Raw genomic sequence first — 18,556 nt, 5'->3', positions numbered from 1 at the left:
CCGCGGGGGAGCATGGAAAAGGGCGCGGGCGCGTCAGTCCTCGTCGTCGTCGAGCCGCAGCTTGTCGGCACGCACGCCGGTGCGGGCGCCCCAGTAGTAGATGACGAGCGCGACGGCCGCGACGACGGCCGTGTCGTACGGATGCGCGAGGCGGCCCGTGCCGCCGAAGCCGCCGAGATACGACAGCACGATCATCGCGGCATAGAACGCGATCAGCCACGCCGACGAGCGCACTTGCTCGGCGAGGCTCAGGTGCGCGGTCGGCACCCAGCGGCGGCACGCGAGATAGATGACGAACATCGCGATCTGCAGGCCCAGCAGCCAGGACACGGTGCTCCAGCCCGACCAGTAGACGATCAGCGCGGCGATCACGAACGAAGCGGGGCCGGTGAGGCCGAATGCGCTCGCACGGAACGGCCGCGGCAGGTCGGGCGCGGTGCGGCGCAGCGCGGCGACCGAGACCGGCGCGACCGCATAGCTCAGCACGAGCGCGGCCGATACGATGTTGATCAGCGCTTCCCACGACGGAAACGGCAGCGTCCAGAAGATCGCGAGGCCGAAGGTGAGCCACAGGCCCGCACGCGGGATGCCCGACGCTTCGTCGACGCGCGTGAACACCTTGAAGAACGTGCCCGTCTTCGCCCAGCCGTAGACGACACGCGGCGTCGCGTTCATGTAGATGTTGCCGCAGCCGCTCGGCGAGATCATCGCGTCGGCGACGACCATCACCGCGAGCCAGCCGACGCCGAGCGCGAGCGCGATGTCGCGGTACGGCAGCGAGAACGCCTTGCTTACGTCGTGCCAGCCGGCGGCGAGCATCGCCGTGGGAATGCTGCCGATGAACGCGAGCTGCAGCAGCACGTAGATCAGTGTCGACAGCAGGATCGACAGGATCAGCGCGATCGGGATCGTGCGCTGCGGATTGCGCACCTCGCTCGCGACCGACACGATCGGCGTGAGCCCGAGGTACGCGAAGATGATGCCGCCGGCGGACACGGCCATCTCGATGCCCGGCATGCCGAACGGCGCGAAGCCTTGCACGGTCAGGTTCGCGGGCTTGAAGAACGTGAACAGCACGCCGATCACCGCGAGCGGCACGATGAACTTGAAGATGCTGATGATGTTGTTCGCCTTCGCGAACGTCTTCACGCTCGAATAGTTCAGGTAAAAGAAGAAGCAGAGCAGCGCGGCCTGCACGAGCCAGCCGAGCGTCGTCGGGTCGCTCGAGCCTTCGGCCGTCAGGCCCGGAAACCACGCGGCCGCGTACTGGCGCGCGGCGACGACTTCGATCGCGATCAGGCTCGAAAAGGCGATCAGCGTGATGAAGCCCATCAGGTAGCCGAGCAGCGGGCCGTGCGAGAACACCGGATAACGCACGACGCCGCCGGCGCGCGGCAGCGCGGCGCCAAGTTCGCAGTAGACGATGCCGAGCAGCAGCACCGCGAAGCCGCCGAGCAGCCACGAGAAGATGCCGGCCGGGCCTGCGATCGTCGACACGTGACTCGCGGCGAACAGCCACCCCGAACCGAAAATGGCGCCGAGACCGATGAACGTGAGATCGGTCAGCGACAGCTGTTTCTTGAATTTGCCGTGACCCGCGTCGGGGGCCGCGGAACGGGAAAGCGGGACGGACGGGTGAGCGTTGCCTTGGCCTGGCATGGGCTTGTCTCCTGGGGGGAAGGGCGGTGCCGGCGCGAGCTGCGCGCGCTCCGACGGAGCAGCGCGCACGCCGGCCGGCCGGCGTCGCCCGGTTCGAACGACCGGGGCGGGCCGCGGGCCGTTCATGTGCGGCGCGGGCGGGCGCCGGCGAAAACGGGCCCGCGGGCCAATGCCGGACCGGAGGCGGCGGCGTGCGGCCTGGGAAGCCTGCGTGCCGCCGCGGGGGCGTCGATCAGAGACCGACGTCGGGCAGTGCCGGGCGCGTGTCGAGCGCCTTCGCGACGATCGCCTTCACTTCGGCGAGCGTGTCGCCCTGCAGCGCGAGGCGCGGCGGACGCGTGATCGCGCTGCCGCGGCCGACCAGTTCTTCGCACAGCTTGATGCACTGCACGAGGTCGGGGCGGGCATCGAGGTGCAGCAGCGGCATGAACCAGCGGTACAGCGCGAGCGCTTCGTCGAAACGCTTTTGCTTCGCGAGGCGGAACAGCGTCTCGCCTTCCTTCGGGAACGCGTTCGACATGCCCGACACCCAGCCTTCGGCGCCGACCGCGATGCTCTCGACCACGACGTCGTCGAGGCCCGCGAACAGCACGAAGCGATCGCCGACCGCGTTGCGCAGGTCGATGAAGCGGCGCGTATCGCCCGACGAATCCTTGAAGCAGACGATGTTCTCGCAATCCTGCAGCGCGATCAGCACGTCGGGCGTCACGTCGTTCTTGTAGATCGGCGGGTTGTTGTAGACCATCACCGGCAGGTCGGTGCTCGTCGCGACCGCGCGGAAGTGCGCGGCGGTTTCGTGCGGCTTCGCCGAGTACACGAGCGCGGGCATCACCATCACGCCGTCGACGCCGACGCGCTGCGCTTCGCGCACCGTGTTGCGCGCGAATTCGGTGGTGAATTCGGCGATGCCGGCGATCACCGGGATCTTGCCGCCGGCCGCGTCGCGCGCGGCCTCGATCACCTGGAGCTTCTCGCTCGTCGACAGCGACGTGTTTTCGCCGACCGTGCCGCAGACCACGAGGCCCGACACGCCGTCGTTCACCAGGTTCTTGACCACGCGGTGCGTGGCGTCGATGTCGAGGGAAAAGTCCGGCTTGAACTGGGTGCTGACGGCCGGGAAAACCCCGGTCCACTGAATGGCTTTGCGGCTCACTGAAATCTCCTACGTTCGTATCGGTCGGCCGACAGGGGTGTCGGTGTGGCAACCAGTATCGCCGCGCAAACGCCCATCACGCTTGAGTCGTATCGCGGAGCAAAATGACGAAATCGGCACAGCGGCCGGCAGGGGCGCGAGGGGCGCGCCGCACTATGCCGATTTCGTCGTCGTCCTCATCGAAAAGCCACAAGCGGACGGACGCGCGACGGAGGAAGCTATGCTCCTTTCCCCACTTCGGACGGCTCATGATGAAGCGCATCCAGATCATCGATTCGCACACGGGCGGCGAACCCACTCGGCTCGTCGTGTCCGGTTTCCCGTCGCTCGGCAGCGGCACGATGGCCGAGCGCCGCGACGTGCTCGCGCGCGAGCACGACCGTTACCGCACCGCGTGCATCCTCGAGCCGCGCGGCAGCGACGTGCTGGTCGGCGCGCTGCTGTGCGAACCCGTGTCGCCGGATGCGGCGGCCGGCGTGATCTTCTTCAACAATAGCGGCTATCTCGGGATGTGCGGGCACGGCACGATCGGCGTCGTGCGCACGCTGCATCACCTGGGCCGCATCGCACCCGGCGTGCACCGGATCGAGACGCCCGTCGGCACCGTCGAGGCGACGCTGCACGACGACCTGTCGGTCAGCGTGCGCAACGTGCCCGCGTATCGCCATGCGCAGGGCGTCGCGCTCGACGTGCCGGGATATGGCCCCGTGAAGGGCGACATCGCGTGGGGCGGCAACTGGTTCTTCCTGATCAGCGACCACGGGCAGCGCGTTGCCGGCGACAACGTCGCGGCGCTCACCGCGTACGCGTCGGCCGTGCGCGAAGGGCTCGAACGCGCGGGCATCACCGGCGCGAACGGCGGCGAGATCGACCACATCGAGCTGTTCGCCGACGATCCCGAGCACGACAGCCGCAGCTTCGTGCTGTGCCCGGGCCTCGCGTACGACCGTTCGCCGTGTGGCACCGGCACCAGCGCGAAGCTCGCGTGCCTCGCGGCCGACGGCAAGCTCGCGCCGGGCGTCGTGTGGCGGCAGGCGAGCGTGATCGGCAGCGTGTTCCACGCCAGCTACGAGCAGGCCGACGGCGGCATCGTGCCGACGATTCGCGGCAGCGCGCACCTGAGCGCCGAAGCGACGCTGCTGATCGAGGAAGACGATCCGTTCGGCTGGGGCATCGGGTCGTGAGCGACACGAAGACCGACGTCGTCGTGATCGGCGCCGGCATCGTCGGCGCGGCGTGCGTGCACGAACTCGCGCAGCGCGGGCTGCGCGTGCTGGTCGTCGACGATGCGAGCGGCGGCGCGACCGGCGCGGGCATGGGCCACCTCGTCGCGATGGACGACAACGCGGCCGAGCTTGCGCTGAGCCATTACTCGATCGAACTGTGGCGGGCGTTGAGCGGCGAGATGCCCGAAGGCTGCGCGTACCGTGATTGCGGCACGCTGTGGCTCGCGGCCGATGCGCACGAGATGGATCTGGCACGCGCGAAGCAGGCGACGCTTGCCGCGCACGGCGTGGCCGGCGAGCTGATCGACGCGGCGACGCTCGCGCGACTGGAGCCGATGCTGCGCACGGGGCTCGGCGGTGCGCTGAAGGTTCCGGGCGACGCGATTCTCTACGCGCCGGTGACCGCGACCTGGCTGTTGCAGCGCGCACCGCGCATCACGTTGCGCCGCGACCGGGCCGTCGCCGTCGACGGGCCGAGCGTGACGCTCGCGAGCGGCGACACGCTGCGCGCGGAGCGTGTAGTGGTCGCGAACGGCGTTGCGGCGCGCACGCTGCTGCCCGAGTTGCCGCTGCGCCCGAAAAAGGGCCATCTGCTGATTACCGATCGCTATCCGGGCCACGTGTCGCACCAGCTCGTCGAGCTCGGTTATGCGGCAAGCGCGCATGCGAGCGACGGCACGTCGGTCGCGTTCAACGTGCAGCCGCGGCCGACCGGCCAGTTGCTGATCGGCTCGTCGCGCCAGTTCGACACCGAGGATGCGCGTGTCGAGCCGCCCGTGCTGGCGCGGATGCTGCGCCGCGCGGTGGGTTACCTGCCCGGTCTGGCCGACCTGAACGGCATCCGATCGTGGACGGGCTTCCGTTCCGCGAGCCCCGACGGCCTGCCGTTGCTCGGCGAGCACCCGGCGCGCCCGGGCGTGTGGCTCGCGGTCGGGCACGAAGGGCTCGGCGTGACGACCGCGCCGGGCAGCGCGCGGCTCGTCGCCGCGCTGATGGCCGGCGAGCGGCCGCCGATCGATGTCGAACCGTATTTGCCGGGACGTTTCCTGACGACGTCCCCCGTAGCCGGAGCGCTTTCATGATCATTCACCTGGACGGCCGCGCGCTGACGGTGGCCGACGGCGCGACCGTCGTGGCCGCCGTCGCGGCGAGCGGCGACGACACGACCCGCGTGTCGTGCACGGGCGCGGCGCGTGCGCCGTTTTGCGGGATGGGCATCTGCCAGGAATGCCGGATGACGATCGACGGCCGGCGCCGGCTGGCTTGCCAGACGCTGTGCCGCGACGGGATGCAGGTGGAGCGTACGCGATGAAACAGGAACGACTGAGCGTCGACGTCGCGATCGTCGGCGCGGGCCCGGCCGGGTTGTCGGCCGCACGGGCCGCCGCGCAAGGCGGCGCGACGGTCGCGATCGTCGACGACAATCCGCGCGCGGGCGGGCAGATCTGGCGGCAAGGGGCGGCGGCCGCGCCGGTGCCGGCCGCCGCCGAACGGCTCGCCGTGCTGCGGCAACCGAACGTCACGCATCTCGCGGCGACGCGCATCGTCGCCGAAACGCAGCCGGGCACGCTGCTGCTCGAGGACGACGAACGCGGGCTGCTGCTCGATTTCCGGACGCTGATTCTTTGCTGCGGCGCGCGTGAGCTGCTGCTGCCGTTTCCGGGCTGGACGCTGCCGGGCGTCACCGGTGCGGGCGGTTTGCAGGCGCTGATCAAGTACGGCCTCGACGTGCGCGGGCAGCGCACGGTCGTCGCAGGCAGCGGGCCGCTGCTGCTGGCGAGCGCGGCGACGGCCCGCCAGGCCGGCGCGCGCGTGTCGCACGTGCTCGAACAGGCCGCATGGGGCGACGTGGCCGGTTTCGGCGCGGGATTGTGGCGCTGGCCGTCGAAGCTCGCGCAGGCCGCGAAGCTCGTCACGGCCGTGTACCGGCCCGATGCGCACGTCGTCGAGGCGTTCGGCGACACGCGGCTCGAACGTGTACGGATCCGTCAGGGCGATCGCGCGTTCGACGTCGACTGCGACCGGCTCGCGTGCGGTTTCGGCCTCGTGCCGAATACGGTGCTGCCGAGCCATCTCGGCTGCCGGATCGAGAACGGCGCGGTGGCGGTCGATGCGCACCAGCGGACGAGCCGCGACGGCTGCTTCGCGGCCGGCGAGTGCACGGGCGTCGGCGGCAGCGAACTCGCGATGGTCGAAGGCGAGATCGCCGGGCTGGCGGCGACCGGGCAGACGGCGCAACTGGCCGCGCGCATCGCACGGCGCGCGCACTGGCAGGCTTTTGCGGATGCCGTGCGCGAGCGCTTTGCGATCCGCGAGCCGGTTCGCCGGCTCGCGCGGCCCGAGACGCTGCTGTGCCGTTGCGAGGATGTGCGTTTCGGCGCCGTCGCGCAGGCGCCCGGCTGGACGGCTGCGAAGCTGCAGTCGCGTTGCGGGATGGGGGCGTGCCAGGGCCGCGTATGCGGCGCGGCCGCGCAAGCGCTGTTCGGCTGGACGCCGCCGGTGCCGCGCACGCCGCTCGTGCCCGCGCGGGTCGGCACGCTGATGCTCGACGGCACGGCGTCCTGCGACGGCGCGTGACGCTGCGCGTCGGGGTGGCCCGGTTCGCGCCGGGCCGCCCCGATTACTCGACCTTCACTTTCTCCCATCCGCCGACTTGCGGCGCCGCACGGGCGCGCAGGCACTCGATCGTCGTTCCGTGCTTTCTGATCGTTGCGATCGACGGGTTCGATACCGGTAAAGGTGTACGGCGAGGGTGTTAGCAGGCACGCGGTAGGTGTCAATAATATATAGATTAATATAATATTGATTCTTTAATTGATGTCCTGCCTCGATGAACGACGCGCTTCCCGCCGGGCTGCCCGAGCCCGATCAGATGCGCGCCGCCGCGGAATCGGCGTGCGCGCTCCTCAAGGTGCTGTCGAATCCCGACCGGCTGCTGCTGCTGTGCGAACTGTCGCAGGGCGAGCGCTGCGTCGGCGATCTCGAAACGCGGCTGGACATCCGCCAGCCGACGCTGTCCCAGCAACTCGGCGTGTTGCGGGACAACGCGCTGGTCCGGACGCGCCGCGACGGCAAGAACATTCACTATTCGCTCGACAGCCCGGCCGCGATCGCGGTGATGGGCGTGCTGTACGAGCAGTTCTGCGGTGCGGCCGCGAAGGAGAAGCGCGATGCAGCTTGATGCGCTTCATTTCACGCCATGGCTGTCGCTGGCCGGCGGCGCGCTGATCGGGCTCGCGGCCGCGTGGCTCGTCGCGTTCAACGGCCGGATCGCCGGCATCAGCGGCATCGTCGGCGGCCTGTTGACGGCGGGTTCGGGGGAGCGCGGCTGGCGTATCGCGTTCGTCGGCGGATTGATCGTCGCGCCAGTCGTGATGCACGTCGTCGGCGCCGGGCTGACGCCGCAGGTCGACGCCGGCTGGCCCGAACTGCTGGCGGCCGGCCTGCTGGTCGGAATCGGCACGCGGTACGCGGGCGGCTGCACGAGCGGCCACGGTGTGTGCGGGATGTCGCGCGGCGCACTGCGGTCGGTGGTCGCGACGGCGACCTTCATGGCCGCGGGTTTCGCGACCGTCTTCGTGCGGCTGCACGTGCTGGGAGGCTGACATGCAGGCAGCATTCGCGTTTCTGGCCGGCCTGCTGTTCGGCGTCGGCCTCATCGTGTCGGGCATGGCCAATCCGCAGAAGGTGCTCGGTTTTCTCGACCTGGCGGGCCGCTGGGATCCGTCGCTCGCGTTCGTGATGGCCGGCGCGACGGGCGTGGCCGTGTTCGCGTTCGCGTGGGCGAAGCGCCGGACACGGTCGTGGCTCGGCCTGCCGATCCGGTTGCCGGCGCTGCGCGCGATCACCGTGCGCCTGGTCGCAGGCAGTGCGGTGTTCGGTATCGGCTGGGGGATGGCGGGGTTCTGTCCGGGGCCCGCGATCGTGTCGATCGGCTTCGGGTCGGTCAAGGGGATCGCGTTCGTCGTCGCGATGCTGGCCGGGATGGCGATGTTCGAATGGGTCGAGCGCCGCCGGAACGGCCATTGATGTGGCCGCCGCCGCATGCCGGGCAGGTTGCGGCGGTCGCAAGGCGGCATGGAGCCGAACGCGTCCTTCGGTCGGCTGCGATGATGGGGGATCTGCCAACCGCGTATCGAGGCGGGGCAGGTTCCGATATCAGGAATGCTCGCGCACGTGACGGCCACCACGCACTCGCCCGGACAGCCGGCGCAGGAGCCCGCGCCACGCCGCGCGCAAACCTCGCGGGCTCGAGGGCGCCACGACCGTCGTACTGACCGAGCCGGCCCCGCCGGCCGACAACGCCACGTGGCCGGCCGTGTCGAACGTCAGACACTCGCCTTCGTCGAGCACGCGACGGATGTATTGCGGCGCGTCGGGCAGCCACTCGAGCCCGTCGTGACGCAACGTGACCGCGAGCGCGCCGTCCAGCACGATCACCTGGCTGCCCTTGTCGAACCACGCAAAGTGGCTTTGTCCTGCGTCGAGTCGGATGTGTTGCGTCCGCATGGCGATTCCTTTTTCCCGGTTGCGCGGCCTCGCGATGGCGAAGCGATTGCGTGCAGTCAGGTTAGGGAAACGGGCGCAGGCGCGACAGATTCAGGGGACGGGAATCTGTTGCGGTGCAAGCGTCGATTTCGTACGGCTGTATCGGCGGTTTTTTCGCGGATCTGTATCTGGCGCGCGCTGGGCCGCGCGGGCACGATCGTTTGATGACGCCTTTCACCGACACCTCCCGTACGCCATTACCGCTGGGCGGCGAGCCGCTTTACGAACGGCTCGCCGAGCATTACCGGCGCATCATCGCGGCCGGCACGCTGTCGCCCGGCGACCGGATGCCGTCGGTGCGTGCGTTCATGGCGCAGCACGGCGTGAGCCTGTCGACCGCCACGCAGACGTATCGGCGGCTCGAGGATACGGGCTGGTGCGAGGCGAGGCCGCGGTCGGGCTACTTTGTGCGGCGCCGCGCGGCGGCCACGCTCGCCATGCTGCCGGAAAGCGACGGGCCGCCGTTGCGCGTCGAGCCGCCGTTCGCGGGCCTGCACGAACGCGTGTCGCGCGTGATCGATCGCGCGAACACGGTGCCCGACGCGTTGAATTTCGGCGGCGCATCTGCGCTCGCCACGTTGTATCCGGCCGAGCGCCTGCAGGCTCTGGCCATCCGGCTGCTGCGGCGCAAACCCACGTTGCTCACCGACGCGGGGCCTGTCGGCGGTTCGCCCGAATTCCGGCAGACGATGGCCAAACGCGCGCTGTCGTATGGCGTGACGGTGACGCCGGACGACGTGATGTCGACGAGCGGTGGCGTCGATGCCGTGAATCTCGCGTTGCGCGCGGTGGCGCGCCCCGGCGACACGATCGCGATCGAATCGCCGGCCTTTTTCGGTCTGATCCAGCTGCTCGAAAGCCTTGGCCTGCGTGCGCTGGAAATCCCGGCGAGCCCGACGACCGGGTTATCGATCGAGGCGCTCGAAGTGGCGCTGACCGTGTATCCGGATATTCGGGCCGTGGTCGTCGTGCCGAACCTGCAGAACCCGCTCGGTTGCGTGATGCCCGACGACCGCAAGGCCGCGCTCGTCGCGCTGTGCTCGCGCCAAGGCGTGGCCGTGATCGAGGACGAGCCGTATCGCGAGCTCGTCGAAGCGCCCTGGCCGGTCAAGCCGGTCAAGGCATGGGACCGCGACGGCACGGTGATCTACTGCCCGTCGTTCAACAAGGTGCTGGCTCCCGGGATGCGGCTCGGCTGGATGAGTGCGGGACGCTGGCATGCGCGCGTGAGGATGCTGAAGTTCGCGCATAGTCGGCACAACGCCGCGCTGTTGCAGGCCGTGGCGGCCGAATTCGTCGGCTCGGGTGCGTTCGACCGCCATCTGCATCGCTTTCGTGAGCAACTGCGTGTGCAGCGCGACGTGACGATCGACGCGATCGCACGACATTTCCCGGCCGGCACACGGATGAACCAGCCGCTGGGCGGGATGCTGCTGTGGATCGCCTTGCCGGACGGCGTGCGCTCCGAGGCGCTGTTCGATGCCGCGCTGGCGCGCGGGATCAGGATCGCGCCCGGGTCGATCTTCTCGAATTCCGACCGCTTCGACGGCTATATCCGGCTGGCCTGCACGCGCGTGTTCGATGCGGCGCACGAAGCGGCGTTCGAAACGCTCGGCCGCCTCGTCCGGGAAGCCACGGCGGCAGCATAGGCGCGGCGGCAACCGGCCGGACTGGCGAATACGCGAGCCCTCCGGCTTGCCGAGACGCCGCAGTGGCAAGCCGCCGCCATTTCATCGGCTGGCCGAATGTGTGGCGAGGTGCTGGCGGATCAGCGACAGGTAGCGATCGCCGACCGAGAAATCGCGTGCGGCGCGCGGCCGGTCGGCCTGACGCAGCGTGGCCGGCGCGCTCATGCCCAGATACCGGCACACGGCGGACGGAAAGGGCTTGCGCGTATGCCCGAGCTGGCGAGCCGCGCGCTCGACGCGGGCATCGCCGACCTGGGCGCGAAGCCATGCCAGCACTTGGCGATCGGCTTCGTTGACGATACGGACCAGATGTTCCATCTCGCACCTCACTGTTCATAAATACAGTACTGTAAATATAACCAGTGTTTGCGGTGACCGCAAGCGGGTGCGCGTGCGATTGGCCGTCCGGCTAGGGTCAACGCGCTGGCGCGGCGGTACGCGTCATCCGGGCAGCGGGCGCCTGGGCGGCCGCGACCGCCGTGTAGCGCGCGTCGGTCAGCGCGCCGAGGAACGCGACGATGTCGTCGATTTCCGCATCGGTCAGCGCGGGCGGCGTGCCGGGCCGGCGGTTCATCGGCGTCGAGTTGACGTTGATGTTGCCGCGATAGGCGGCCGGCACGTCGTCGAACGTGTTGGCGCCGTGATACCAGAGGCCGGGATCGGTCGAGCGCGTGTTGTAGAACGCGACCGCGTCGCGCAGTGTCGTGAACACGCCGTTGTGCATGAACGTCTGCTTGACCGCGACGTTGCGCAGCCCCGGCGTGCGCAGGTAGCCGCACCACTGCGTCGGCTCGGGCCAGCGCAGCCGACGGGCGGTGTCGCACAGCCCGTTGTCGAAATGGCGCGGGTCGCGGTTCGCCGGCAGCGCGCGGTTACGCGGCACCGCGATTGCGTCGTAGCCGAAATCGGTGAACAGCGAGCGTTCCGGGCGGCTCGACGTATCCGACAGCGTATGGCAGGTCATGCAGTTGCCCTTGTCCGGATTCCGGAACAGCGCGAGGCCGCGCATCTCGGCTGGCGCCAGCGGCGTGCGCGTGCGCAGGAACGCGTCGAAGCGCGACGTGAACGGCGCCATCTCGTCGCTCTGCAGATAGGCCTCGACGGCCGAACCCAGCGCGCGCACCAGTTGCCCGGGATCGCGCCGCACCGGCGCGCCGAAGCGCGCGGCGAGATCGGCCGCGAGTTCCGTCGCGTTGACCTTGCGCAGCAGCGCGGCCGGCGACCGGTTGTTCATCTCGTTCGGATCGAACAGCGGCCCGCGAATCTGCTCGGCGAGCGTATCCGCGCGGCCGTCACCGAACAGGCCGCCGAACGGCGACGGCGCGGGCGCGTCGTCGTCCTGGTAGAAGTGGCGGCGCGGCACGTAGCGCACGTAGAGCAGGGACGGCGCGTTGCGCTGGCTGAAGCGCCCGGGCCGGCTGCCTTCCGGCACGCCGGGCCCGGCGAGCGACGCGGCCGACAGCGTCGGCGCGAATGCGCGGCCCGGATCGTGGCAGCCCGCGCACGACAGGCCGCGCGGCTCGGACAGCCGCGGGTCGAAGAAGATCCGCCGGCCGAGCGCGACGAGCGTCGGGTCGGGCGCGAAGCGCGCGGCGGCCGCATCGATCTTGCCGGTCACCTGCGGCGTGCCGGTGCCGATCGTGTCGACGACGCGCGACGGCGGCGCACCCGGGAGCAGTACCGTTTCGGCCGGCGCGGCATGGGCCGCGAGCGTCAGGCCGGCGAGCACGGCGACGGAAAGCGTGCGCAGCGCCTGCCGGCCGCGCACCACGCGGCCGTTACGTCGGACGGCTTCACTCACGGCGCAATGAACCCCGTCTTGTCGCAGGCGAGCGTCGTGCCGGACTGGTCGCACGACGCGAGCAGCTTGCCCGCCGCCGAATACGCATGGAACACCCAGCCCGTCGCGGGCACCGCGCGGCGCTCCATGATCAGGAAGCCGAAGCTGTTGTTGTGCGACAGCCGCTCGATCACGGCGCCCGGTGCGGGCGTCAGGCCGGCCGGGAACGGATCGGGCAGCGCGACGTCGAGGTTGTCGCCGCCGTTGCCGGACACGATCGTCGCCGGGTGTCCGGACGAGAAGTTGATCGCCTGGAAGTCGTGCACGTGGCCGTGCAGCGCGACATGCACGCCCGGCGGATAGTACGCCTGCGCGTTGAGGCTCGACATGACCGACTGCAGGGCGAGGTTGCCCGGCGCGGGCGTGCTGCCGGCGATCGGCGCGAACGCGAGGATCGGATGATGGTTCGTGAAGATCGTCGTCGTCATGCCGGCCTTCGACGCGAGCGATGCGACCGTCTGGAACTGCTTCTGGTAAATGCCGAATTGCGCGTCGGTCGTCTTGAGCGGCGTGCGGCCGACCTTCGCGGTATCGAACACGATCACCTGCGAGCCGCCGCCGAGCGATACCGCGTAGGGTTCCGAATAGTTCGCGTTGTTGTCGTTGGCCGGATCGTCGCACGAGCGGGCCGCCGCATACGGACGCGGATCGAGGAAGCGGAACCAGCCCTGGCCCGCGCGCGCGCATTCCTCGTGGTTGCCCCGCACGACGACCCACGGCGCCTTCGCGAGCAGCGGCGCGGCCGGGCGGAACAGGTCGGCCTGCCACGTATCCCAGCCGTAGCCCCACGGGCTGTCCTTGCAGCCGGCGATGTCCGGCGGGCACGCGTTCTCGCGATAGTGGTAGTCGCCGATGTGCAGGACGAGATCGGGCGACAGCTTCGCGACGCTGGCCGCGATCGTGTTCAGCGGCCAGACCGTCGCGTCGTTGCACGCCTGCCATGCGTTGTCGGCCTTTTTCATCCGGCAGCCGGTGTCCGCGATGATCGCGATGCGCTGCGGCTGCGCTTTCGGCAGCGGCAGCGTGCGGCCTGCGACGCTCGCCGCCTGCGCGCCGGCCGGCAGCGTCGTTTCGCAGACGGAGACCGGGAAGCTCGACGGCTTCGAATCGGCCGGATCGCTGGCGGTCGGCCGCTGGGCCGGCGTTGCGGCGCCTGCGCGCAGCGCCATGCGCGACAGCTTGCCGTCGACGGTCAGTTGCGGGCACAGCGGCTCGCTGGCCGACGCGGGCGTGTAGTTCGTGATGACGCGCGCGATCGCCTGGTTCGCCTCGCCGATCTCGACCCAGGCGGCCTGGACGTTGGCCGATGCGCTGGCCGGATCGTCCGGCGTATCGATGTGATTCGAGCACGCGGCAAGCGCGGCGAGGGCAACAACGGGAGCGCAGCGCACGAGCAGGGTGCGCGTGAGGAATCGTCGCATGGGAGGCACCGTAGGAAAGCCGTCAACGATACGCAGCGCGAATGTAAGAAATGTGAAAAGCAGGATGCGGCGGCGCGCGCATACCGGCGGGCCTTGACTTCAAGCCGGCTTGAAGCAGCATAGTCCGGTTCATCATTCACGAACCAGAAGGGAGTCGACGATGGAAACCAGCCGGCCCAACGAAGCGCAGTCCGCCCTGTGGAACGGCCCGTCGGGGCGCGCGTGGGTCGACGTGCAGGAAACGATCGACCGGATGTTCGCGCCGCTCGAGACGTTGCTTGCGGATGCGGAGGCCGTGTCATCCGGCAGCAATGTGCTCGACGTCGGCTGCGGCACCGGCGCCGTCACGCTCGCGATCGCGCGGCGGCTCGGCGCGAATGCGCACTGCACGGGCATCGATATCTCGGCGTGGATGATCGACGCCGCGCGGGCGCGTGCCGAACGCAGCGGCGTGCATGCGCGATTCGTGCGCGCGGACGTGCAGACGCATGCATTCGAGCCCGCGAGCGTCGACCTGATCGTGTCGCGCCTCGGCGTGATGTTCTTCGACGACCCGGTCCGGGCGTTCGCGAACCTGCGGCAGGCGGCGCGGCCGGACGCGCGGATGCGGGTCGTCGCGTGGCGCGGTGCGGCCGACAACCCGTTCATGACGACGGCCGAGCGGGCCGCCGCGCCGCTGCTGCCGAACTTGCCCGCACGGCAGCCCGGCGCGCCGGGCCAGTTCGCGTTCGGCGACCGGCAGCGGATCGTGTCGGTGCTGGCGGACAGCGGCTGGGCCGACGTGGAGATCGAGCCGGTCGACAGAGTATGCGTGCTGCCCGCGGCCGCGCTGGACGAGTACATCGCCCGGCTGGGTCCGGTCGGCCTTGCCCTGCTGGAGGCGGACGAAGCTACCCGGCGCCGCGTGGTCGACACGGTGCGTGCCGCGTTCGAGCATTACGTGCGCGGCGCCGAGGTGCGCTTCGATGCGGCGTGCTGGCTCGTGACGGCGCGCGCGCCGTCCGCGTAGCGTGATGGCGATAAAACGGAGCAACGCGCATCGGTGCCGGCATGGCCCGCTTGCGCGGCGCCGTTCACGCCTGAGGAAACCGCGCTGCGCGGTGCGTGTCAGGGTTTCCTCGCGCGCAGCATCAGCCACGCGCAACCGCCGGCCACCAGCGCGAGGCCGAGCAGGACCGCCTCGACGCCAAGCGCGAAACCGGGCGGCATTTCACCGGTGTCGGGCACGGGCGACAGGTTGCCGCCCATTGCGACGGCGCCGCCCGTCAGCAGTGCCATGCAGACGATCCAGTAGATCTTGCCGCGTGCTGCGGCCGCGCGGATTCGCCACAGCGCGATGCAGGCGCCGCCGAGATACAGCAGCGCGAGCGTGCCGAGCGCGACGAGGTCGGCGGAGCGGCTTTGCAGGAGCGCATTCATCGCGACGCTCCGTCGGGCGTGGCCGACCGGTACGGCGAAACGATGCGAGCCGCGTGCGTGCTCATTCGGCCTCCGTCGCATGTCCCGGCGCGCGGCTCAGCAGATGCGTGCGCTTGTCGGCGGCGAGCGACACGTAGCGTTCGTACTGGCGCAGCACGTCGGCGATCACCTCGTCGCCGCGCAGGTATTCGACGTCGTAGCCGAGCCGGCCGTCCTCGAAGAACGTGACGATCCCGTACACGTGCTCGCGTGCCGCATCGGGCTCGGCCGCCTCGCGCACGAGAAACGCCGCCGCGGATTTCGCCGTCACGCGCACGCCGTACACGAAGTCGCGATGCTCGGCGGTCGGCACGGTAAGCCGCACCGCATCGTCGCTGTCGCGCTGCACGTGCGCATCGACGCCGCTCGCGCGCAATTCGGCGGCCACCTTGCGCAACGCCGGCTCGACCGTTTCCGCGACGAACTGGCGCGCTTCGGCCTCGGTCGTCTGCCGCAGGATGTGCGTCAACCGATGGCGCCAGTGCTGGCCGGTCCAGAAGCTCGTTGCCGGCGCCACGTCCTGCGAATAGTGCGCACGATCGGCCGCGAGCCCGCGCCACAGCCCGTAGCACAGCGCGAGCATGATGATCGCGACCGGCAGCGCGGCGATCAGCGTCATCGCCTGCAGCGCGCCGAGCCCGCCCGCGACGAGCAGCACCGCCGCCGTCACGCCGAGCAGCACGGCCCAGAACAGCCGCTGCCACACGGGCGAGTGTGCGTTGCCGCGGGTCGCGATCTGGTCGATCACGAAGGCGCCCGAATCGGCGGACGTGACGAAGAACACGGCGATCAGCACGATCGCGGCGATCGACAGCAGTTGCGTCAACGGCAGGAAATCGAAGAAGCGGAACAGCAGCGCGTCGACGTTGGTGGCCGTTTGCGCAAGCGCGCCGGCCGCGCCGTGCGTATCGAGCCAGATCGCGCTGTTGCCGAACACGGTCATCCACACGAGGTTGAACGCGGTCGGCACGAGCAGCACGCCGATCACGAACTGGCGGATCGTGCGGCCGCGCGAAATGCGCGCGATGAACATCCCGACGAACGGCGACCACGACACCCACCACGCCCAGTAGAGGATCGTCCAGCCGCCGAACCAGCCTTCGCGCGGCGACGCATACGCGTAAGTGCGGAACGACAGGTCGACGAGGCTCGACAGGTACTGGCCGACGTTGTCGACGAGCGCGCGGAACAGGAACAGCGTCGGGCCGGCGACGGCCACGAAGGCGAGCAGCAGGAACGCGAGCAGCAGGTTCAGTTCGGACAGCCGCCGCACACCCTTGTCGAGACCGGTCGCGGCCGACACGCCCGCGAGGATCACGACGACCGCGACGAGCCCGATGCGGAATACGTTGCTGCCGGTGTCCCAGCCGCCGACCGTATGCAGGCCCGCGCTCAGCTGCATCACGCCGTAGCCGAGCGTCGTCGCGATGCCGGCGACCGTGCCGACCAGCGCGAATGCGTCGACGGTGTGACCGATCCAGCCGTCGATGCGCTCGCGCAGCACCGGATACAGCCCCGAGCGCAGCGTCAGCGGCAAGTTGTAGCGAAAGCCGAAGTACGCGAGCACGAGCCCCATCAGCCCGTAGATCGCCCACGCGTGGAAGCCCCAGTGGAAGAACGTCATCAGCATCGCTTCGCGCGCGGCGGCGGGCGTGCCGGGATCGACGGTCGGCGGTTTCAGGAAATGCTGCATCGGCTCGCCGACGCCGAAATACATGAGGCCGATGCCCATGCCGGCCGCGAACAGCATGGCCGTCCACGATACGAAGCTGAATTCGGGTTCGGCATCGTCGGGACCGAGGCGGATGTTGCCGAAGCCGCTGGCGGCGATCAGCACGAGAAACACGAGGAAGCCGGTGACGGCGAGCACGTAGAACCAGTCGAAGCGTGCGATGACCCACTGCTGGCCGGCGGAGAACAACGCGCCGGCTTCGCTCGGGTGCAGCGCGCACACGACGAGCAGCGCGCCGATCACGGCGAGCGCGGGCAGGACGACTTGCGGCTTGAACGTCGTGCGGGGCGAGGGACGGGAATCCGGCATGGCGGGCATCCAGTTGTGGGCGCAACGAGGCGCAACGCCGCCCGGCGCGCGTGTCGCGCGTCGGACCCTGATACGGCGTGCGTCGAGTGTACCGCGGTGTCAGGACTGCAAGAAGGGGCATGCAGAAGGGATTAATCTGACGAATTGTAAGGTATCGGCGCGATCCGGCAAACCTGCGCCGTGGCGCGGCAGGCGGACGGGACGGGGAACACGGCGCGGCGGCCGGACATCGGGCGCCCGGACGGCGCATGCGGAATGCGCATCGTCCGGGGCGTCGGCAGCGCGCTGGAGGCGCTGCCGGCAGGTTCAGAACGTGACGGCGATGCCGGCCATGCCGACGAACTGGCCGTGCGTGGTCGACGGCGTGAGCTGCTGCGAATCGCCCACGATCGGCGCCGCGTCGACGATGTGGCCGGCGCCTTGCGCGCCGAGCGTCTGTCCGCTCGAATGCGTGTACGCCTGCAGCGCATAGAGCGTCGTGCGTTTCGACAGGCTGTACGACTCCTTCAGCGAGTACTGCTGGTAGCGGGCCGCGCTCGCGACGCCGTTCGCTTTCGACGCGAGCGTGTAAGCGAACGCGCCGGCCACCGAGAACGCCGGCGTGAAGCGGTACGCGGCAAGCGCGCCGTAGGTATTGAACACGGCCGTGTCGGTGAATGCCGAGCCGTTGCCGGGCAGGTATTTCACGTTCGAATAGTTGAGGCCCATCGTCAGGTCGCCGAGCGTGTAGTTGCCGGCCGCCGCGACCTGTTCGACGGCCTTCGCGGTCAGGTAGCCCTGGTTCAGCACGGACACCGCGAAGCTGCCCGACGCCGCGGTGGCCGGGTTCAGGAAGCCGGCCGACGAGCCCGAGCTGTTGATCCGGAGGTAGCCGGCCGCGATCCCGACCGGCCCGTTCGCGTAGCGCAGCGCGGCGCTGAACGTGTTGCCCTTGCCGGTCGCGCCGGCGATGCCGCCGAATGCGTACATCGCGCTCGCGGACAGCCCCGAGAAAGTCGGCGACGTATAGGTGACCGAGTTGTTCACGCGGATCGTCGTGTCGAGGCCGTCGATGTCGCCCGGATGCGCGCCCGTCGCGCCGGTCAGCCAGCTGCTCGATGCGTACGGGCCGACGAACAGGAAGTAGGGCGTGTACTGGCGGCCGGCCGTCAGCGTGCCATAGTGATCGTTGCGCAGGCCGACGAACGCCTGGCGGTTGAACAGCGTGCCGGCGGCGGCCTGCGCGCCCGTGTTCAGGTTGAAGCCGGACTGCAGGTCGAAGATCGCGTGCGTGCCGCCGCCGAGATCCTCGTCGCCGCGCAGGCCGAACTTCGACGCATACAGGTTGCCGTCGCGCATGTAGATGTTCGAATGGCCCTGCTGGTTGTTCACGTACGCGATCGAATCGTCGACGACGCCGTACAGCGTCACGCTGCTCTGCGCGTGGGCGGCGGTCGTGCCGAGCGAGGCGGCCGATAAAATCAGGATTGCATAACGGTTGACGGGTGCTTTCATTGTCGATCTCCAGGTCTCTTCATCTTTC

18 protein-coding genes are annotated in these 18,556 nt (G+C 69.6%); 9 read left to right on the top strand and 9 right to left on the bottom strand.

Annotated elements, in window-relative coordinates:
• Positions 1 to 33: 33 nt before the first annotated feature.
• A complete protein-coding gene (locus AC0KUR_RS00415) occupies positions 34 to 1,659 on the bottom strand; it encodes an APC family permease (RefSeq protein ID WP_049030336.1) in 1,626 nt (541 codons plus the stop codon).
• Positions 1,660 to 1,891: 232 nt separating this feature from the next.
• Positions 1,892 to 2,812: a dihydrodipicolinate synthase family protein gene (locus AC0KUR_RS00410; RefSeq protein ID WP_034191611.1), complete on the bottom strand. Its 921-nt coding sequence runs from the start codon at positions 2,810 to 2,812 to the stop codon at positions 1,892 to 1,894.
• Between the two features lie 251 nt (positions 2,813 to 3,063).
• Here AC0KUR_RS00410 and AC0KUR_RS00405 point away from each other — a divergent pair, with 251 nt between their 5' ends.
• The 7 genes from AC0KUR_RS00405 (at position 3,064) to AC0KUR_RS00375 (ending at position 8,067) form a co-directional block, all read left to right on the top strand.
• Positions 3,064 to 3,996, top strand: a complete 933-nt coding sequence (locus AC0KUR_RS00405) for a 4-hydroxyproline epimerase (RefSeq protein ID WP_367189229.1) — start codon at positions 3,064 to 3,066, stop codon at positions 3,994 to 3,996.
• Positions 3,993 to 5,120 carry an NAD(P)/FAD-dependent oxidoreductase gene (locus AC0KUR_RS00400; protein WP_367188341.1) on the top strand — a complete coding sequence of 376 codons (1,128 nt, stop codon included), beginning with the start codon at positions 3,993 to 3,995 and terminating at the stop codon, positions 5,118 to 5,120. Before AC0KUR_RS00405 ends, AC0KUR_RS00400 begins: the two co-directional genes overlap by 4 nt.
• Positions 5,117 to 5,350 carry a 2Fe-2S iron-sulfur cluster-binding protein gene (locus AC0KUR_RS00395; protein ID WP_473375168.1) on the top strand — a complete coding sequence of 78 codons (234 nt, stop codon included), beginning with the start codon at positions 5,117 to 5,119 and terminating at the stop codon, positions 5,348 to 5,350. The genes AC0KUR_RS00400 and AC0KUR_RS00395 overlap by 4 nt, the downstream gene beginning before the upstream one ends.
• Positions 5,347 to 6,615, top strand: coding sequence for an NAD(P)/FAD-dependent oxidoreductase (locus AC0KUR_RS00390; RefSeq protein WP_069705280.1), 1,269 nt, complete (start codon positions 5,347 to 5,349; stop codon positions 6,613 to 6,615). Before AC0KUR_RS00395 ends, AC0KUR_RS00390 begins: the two co-directional genes overlap by 4 nt.
• 253 nt (positions 6,616 to 6,868) lie before the next feature.
• Complete coding sequence (locus AC0KUR_RS00385; protein ID WP_049030564.1) at positions 6,869 to 7,219, top strand: ArsR/SmtB family transcription factor; 351 nt, start codon at positions 6,869 to 6,871, stop codon at positions 7,217 to 7,219.
• Positions 7,209 to 7,643: a YeeE/YedE family protein gene (locus tag AC0KUR_RS00380; RefSeq protein ID WP_049030563.1), complete on the top strand. Its 435-nt coding sequence runs from the start codon at positions 7,209 to 7,211 to the stop codon at positions 7,641 to 7,643. Before AC0KUR_RS00385 ends, AC0KUR_RS00380 begins: the two co-directional genes overlap by 11 nt.
• A gap of 1 nt (position 7,644) precedes the next feature.
• Positions 7,645 to 8,067 carry a DUF6691 family protein gene (locus AC0KUR_RS00375; protein ID WP_034191606.1) on the top strand — a complete coding sequence of 141 codons (423 nt, stop codon included), beginning with the start codon at positions 7,645 to 7,647 and terminating at the stop codon, positions 8,065 to 8,067.
• A gap of 129 nt (positions 8,068 to 8,196) precedes the next feature.
• Here the strand turns inward: AC0KUR_RS00375 and AC0KUR_RS00370 are convergent, their stop codons facing one another.
• Positions 8,197 to 8,547, bottom strand: a complete 351-nt coding sequence (locus AC0KUR_RS00370) for a hypothetical protein (RefSeq protein ID WP_069705283.1) — start codon at positions 8,545 to 8,547, stop codon at positions 8,197 to 8,199.
• Positions 8,548 to 8,750: 203 nt separating this feature from the next.
• Between AC0KUR_RS00370 and AC0KUR_RS00365 the strand changes: the two genes are divergently transcribed.
• Positions 8,751 to 10,235 carry an aminotransferase-like domain-containing protein gene (locus AC0KUR_RS00365; RefSeq protein ID WP_226227602.1) on the top strand — a complete coding sequence of 495 codons (1,485 nt, stop codon included), beginning with the start codon at positions 8,751 to 8,753 and terminating at the stop codon, positions 10,233 to 10,235.
• Between the two features lie 81 nt (positions 10,236 to 10,316).
• Here AC0KUR_RS00365 and AC0KUR_RS00360 read toward each other — a convergent pair whose 3' ends face one another.
• The 3 genes from AC0KUR_RS00360 to AC0KUR_RS00350 form a co-directional block, all read right to left on the bottom strand.
• Positions 10,317 to 10,592 carry a CppA family protein gene (locus AC0KUR_RS00360; protein ID WP_034191604.1) on the bottom strand — a complete coding sequence of 92 codons (276 nt, stop codon included), beginning with the start codon at positions 10,590 to 10,592 and terminating at the stop codon, positions 10,317 to 10,319.
• Between the two features lie 97 nt (positions 10,593 to 10,689).
• The gene (locus tag AC0KUR_RS00355; protein ID WP_473375458.1) at positions 10,690 to 12,003 is read right to left on the bottom strand and encodes a cytochrome-c peroxidase; all 1,314 of its coding nucleotides are present in this window, start codon (positions 12,001 to 12,003) and stop codon (positions 10,690 to 10,692) included.
• Positions 12,004 to 12,071: 68 nt separating this feature from the next.
• Positions 12,072 to 13,535 carry a metallophosphoesterase family protein gene (locus tag AC0KUR_RS00350; RefSeq protein ID WP_069705284.1) on the bottom strand — a complete coding sequence of 488 codons (1,464 nt, stop codon included), beginning with the start codon at positions 13,533 to 13,535 and terminating at the stop codon, positions 12,072 to 12,074.
• 160 nt (positions 13,536 to 13,695) lie between these two features.
• Between AC0KUR_RS00350 and AC0KUR_RS00345 the strand changes: the two genes are divergently transcribed.
• A complete protein-coding gene (locus AC0KUR_RS00345; RefSeq protein ID WP_473375167.1) occupies positions 13,696 to 14,544 on the top strand; it encodes a class I SAM-dependent methyltransferase in 849 nt (282 codons plus the stop codon).
• Between the two features lie 98 nt (positions 14,545 to 14,642).
• Here AC0KUR_RS00345 and AC0KUR_RS00340 read toward each other — a convergent pair whose 3' ends face one another.
• The 3 genes from AC0KUR_RS00340 to AC0KUR_RS00330 form a co-directional block, all read right to left on the bottom strand.
• Positions 14,643 to 14,954, bottom strand: a complete 312-nt coding sequence (locus AC0KUR_RS00340; protein WP_034191600.1) for a hypothetical protein — start codon at positions 14,952 to 14,954, stop codon at positions 14,643 to 14,645.
• Between the two features lie 61 nt (positions 14,955 to 15,015).
• A complete protein-coding gene (locus AC0KUR_RS00335; RefSeq protein WP_473375166.1) occupies positions 15,016 to 17,034 on the bottom strand; it encodes a BCCT family transporter in 2,019 nt (672 codons plus the stop codon).
• A 306-nt stretch (positions 17,035 to 17,340) separates the two neighbouring features.
• A complete protein-coding gene (locus AC0KUR_RS00330; protein ID WP_034191598.1) occupies positions 17,341 to 18,528 on the bottom strand; it encodes a porin in 1,188 nt (395 codons plus the stop codon).
• Positions 18,529 to 18,556: the final 28 nt, after the last annotated feature.

The organism is Burkholderia sp. YHN3-13 (assembly GCF_055810675.1).
Note: the sequence above shows the minus strand (reverse complement) of the source record. Positions and strands in the feature narration are given on the sequence as shown.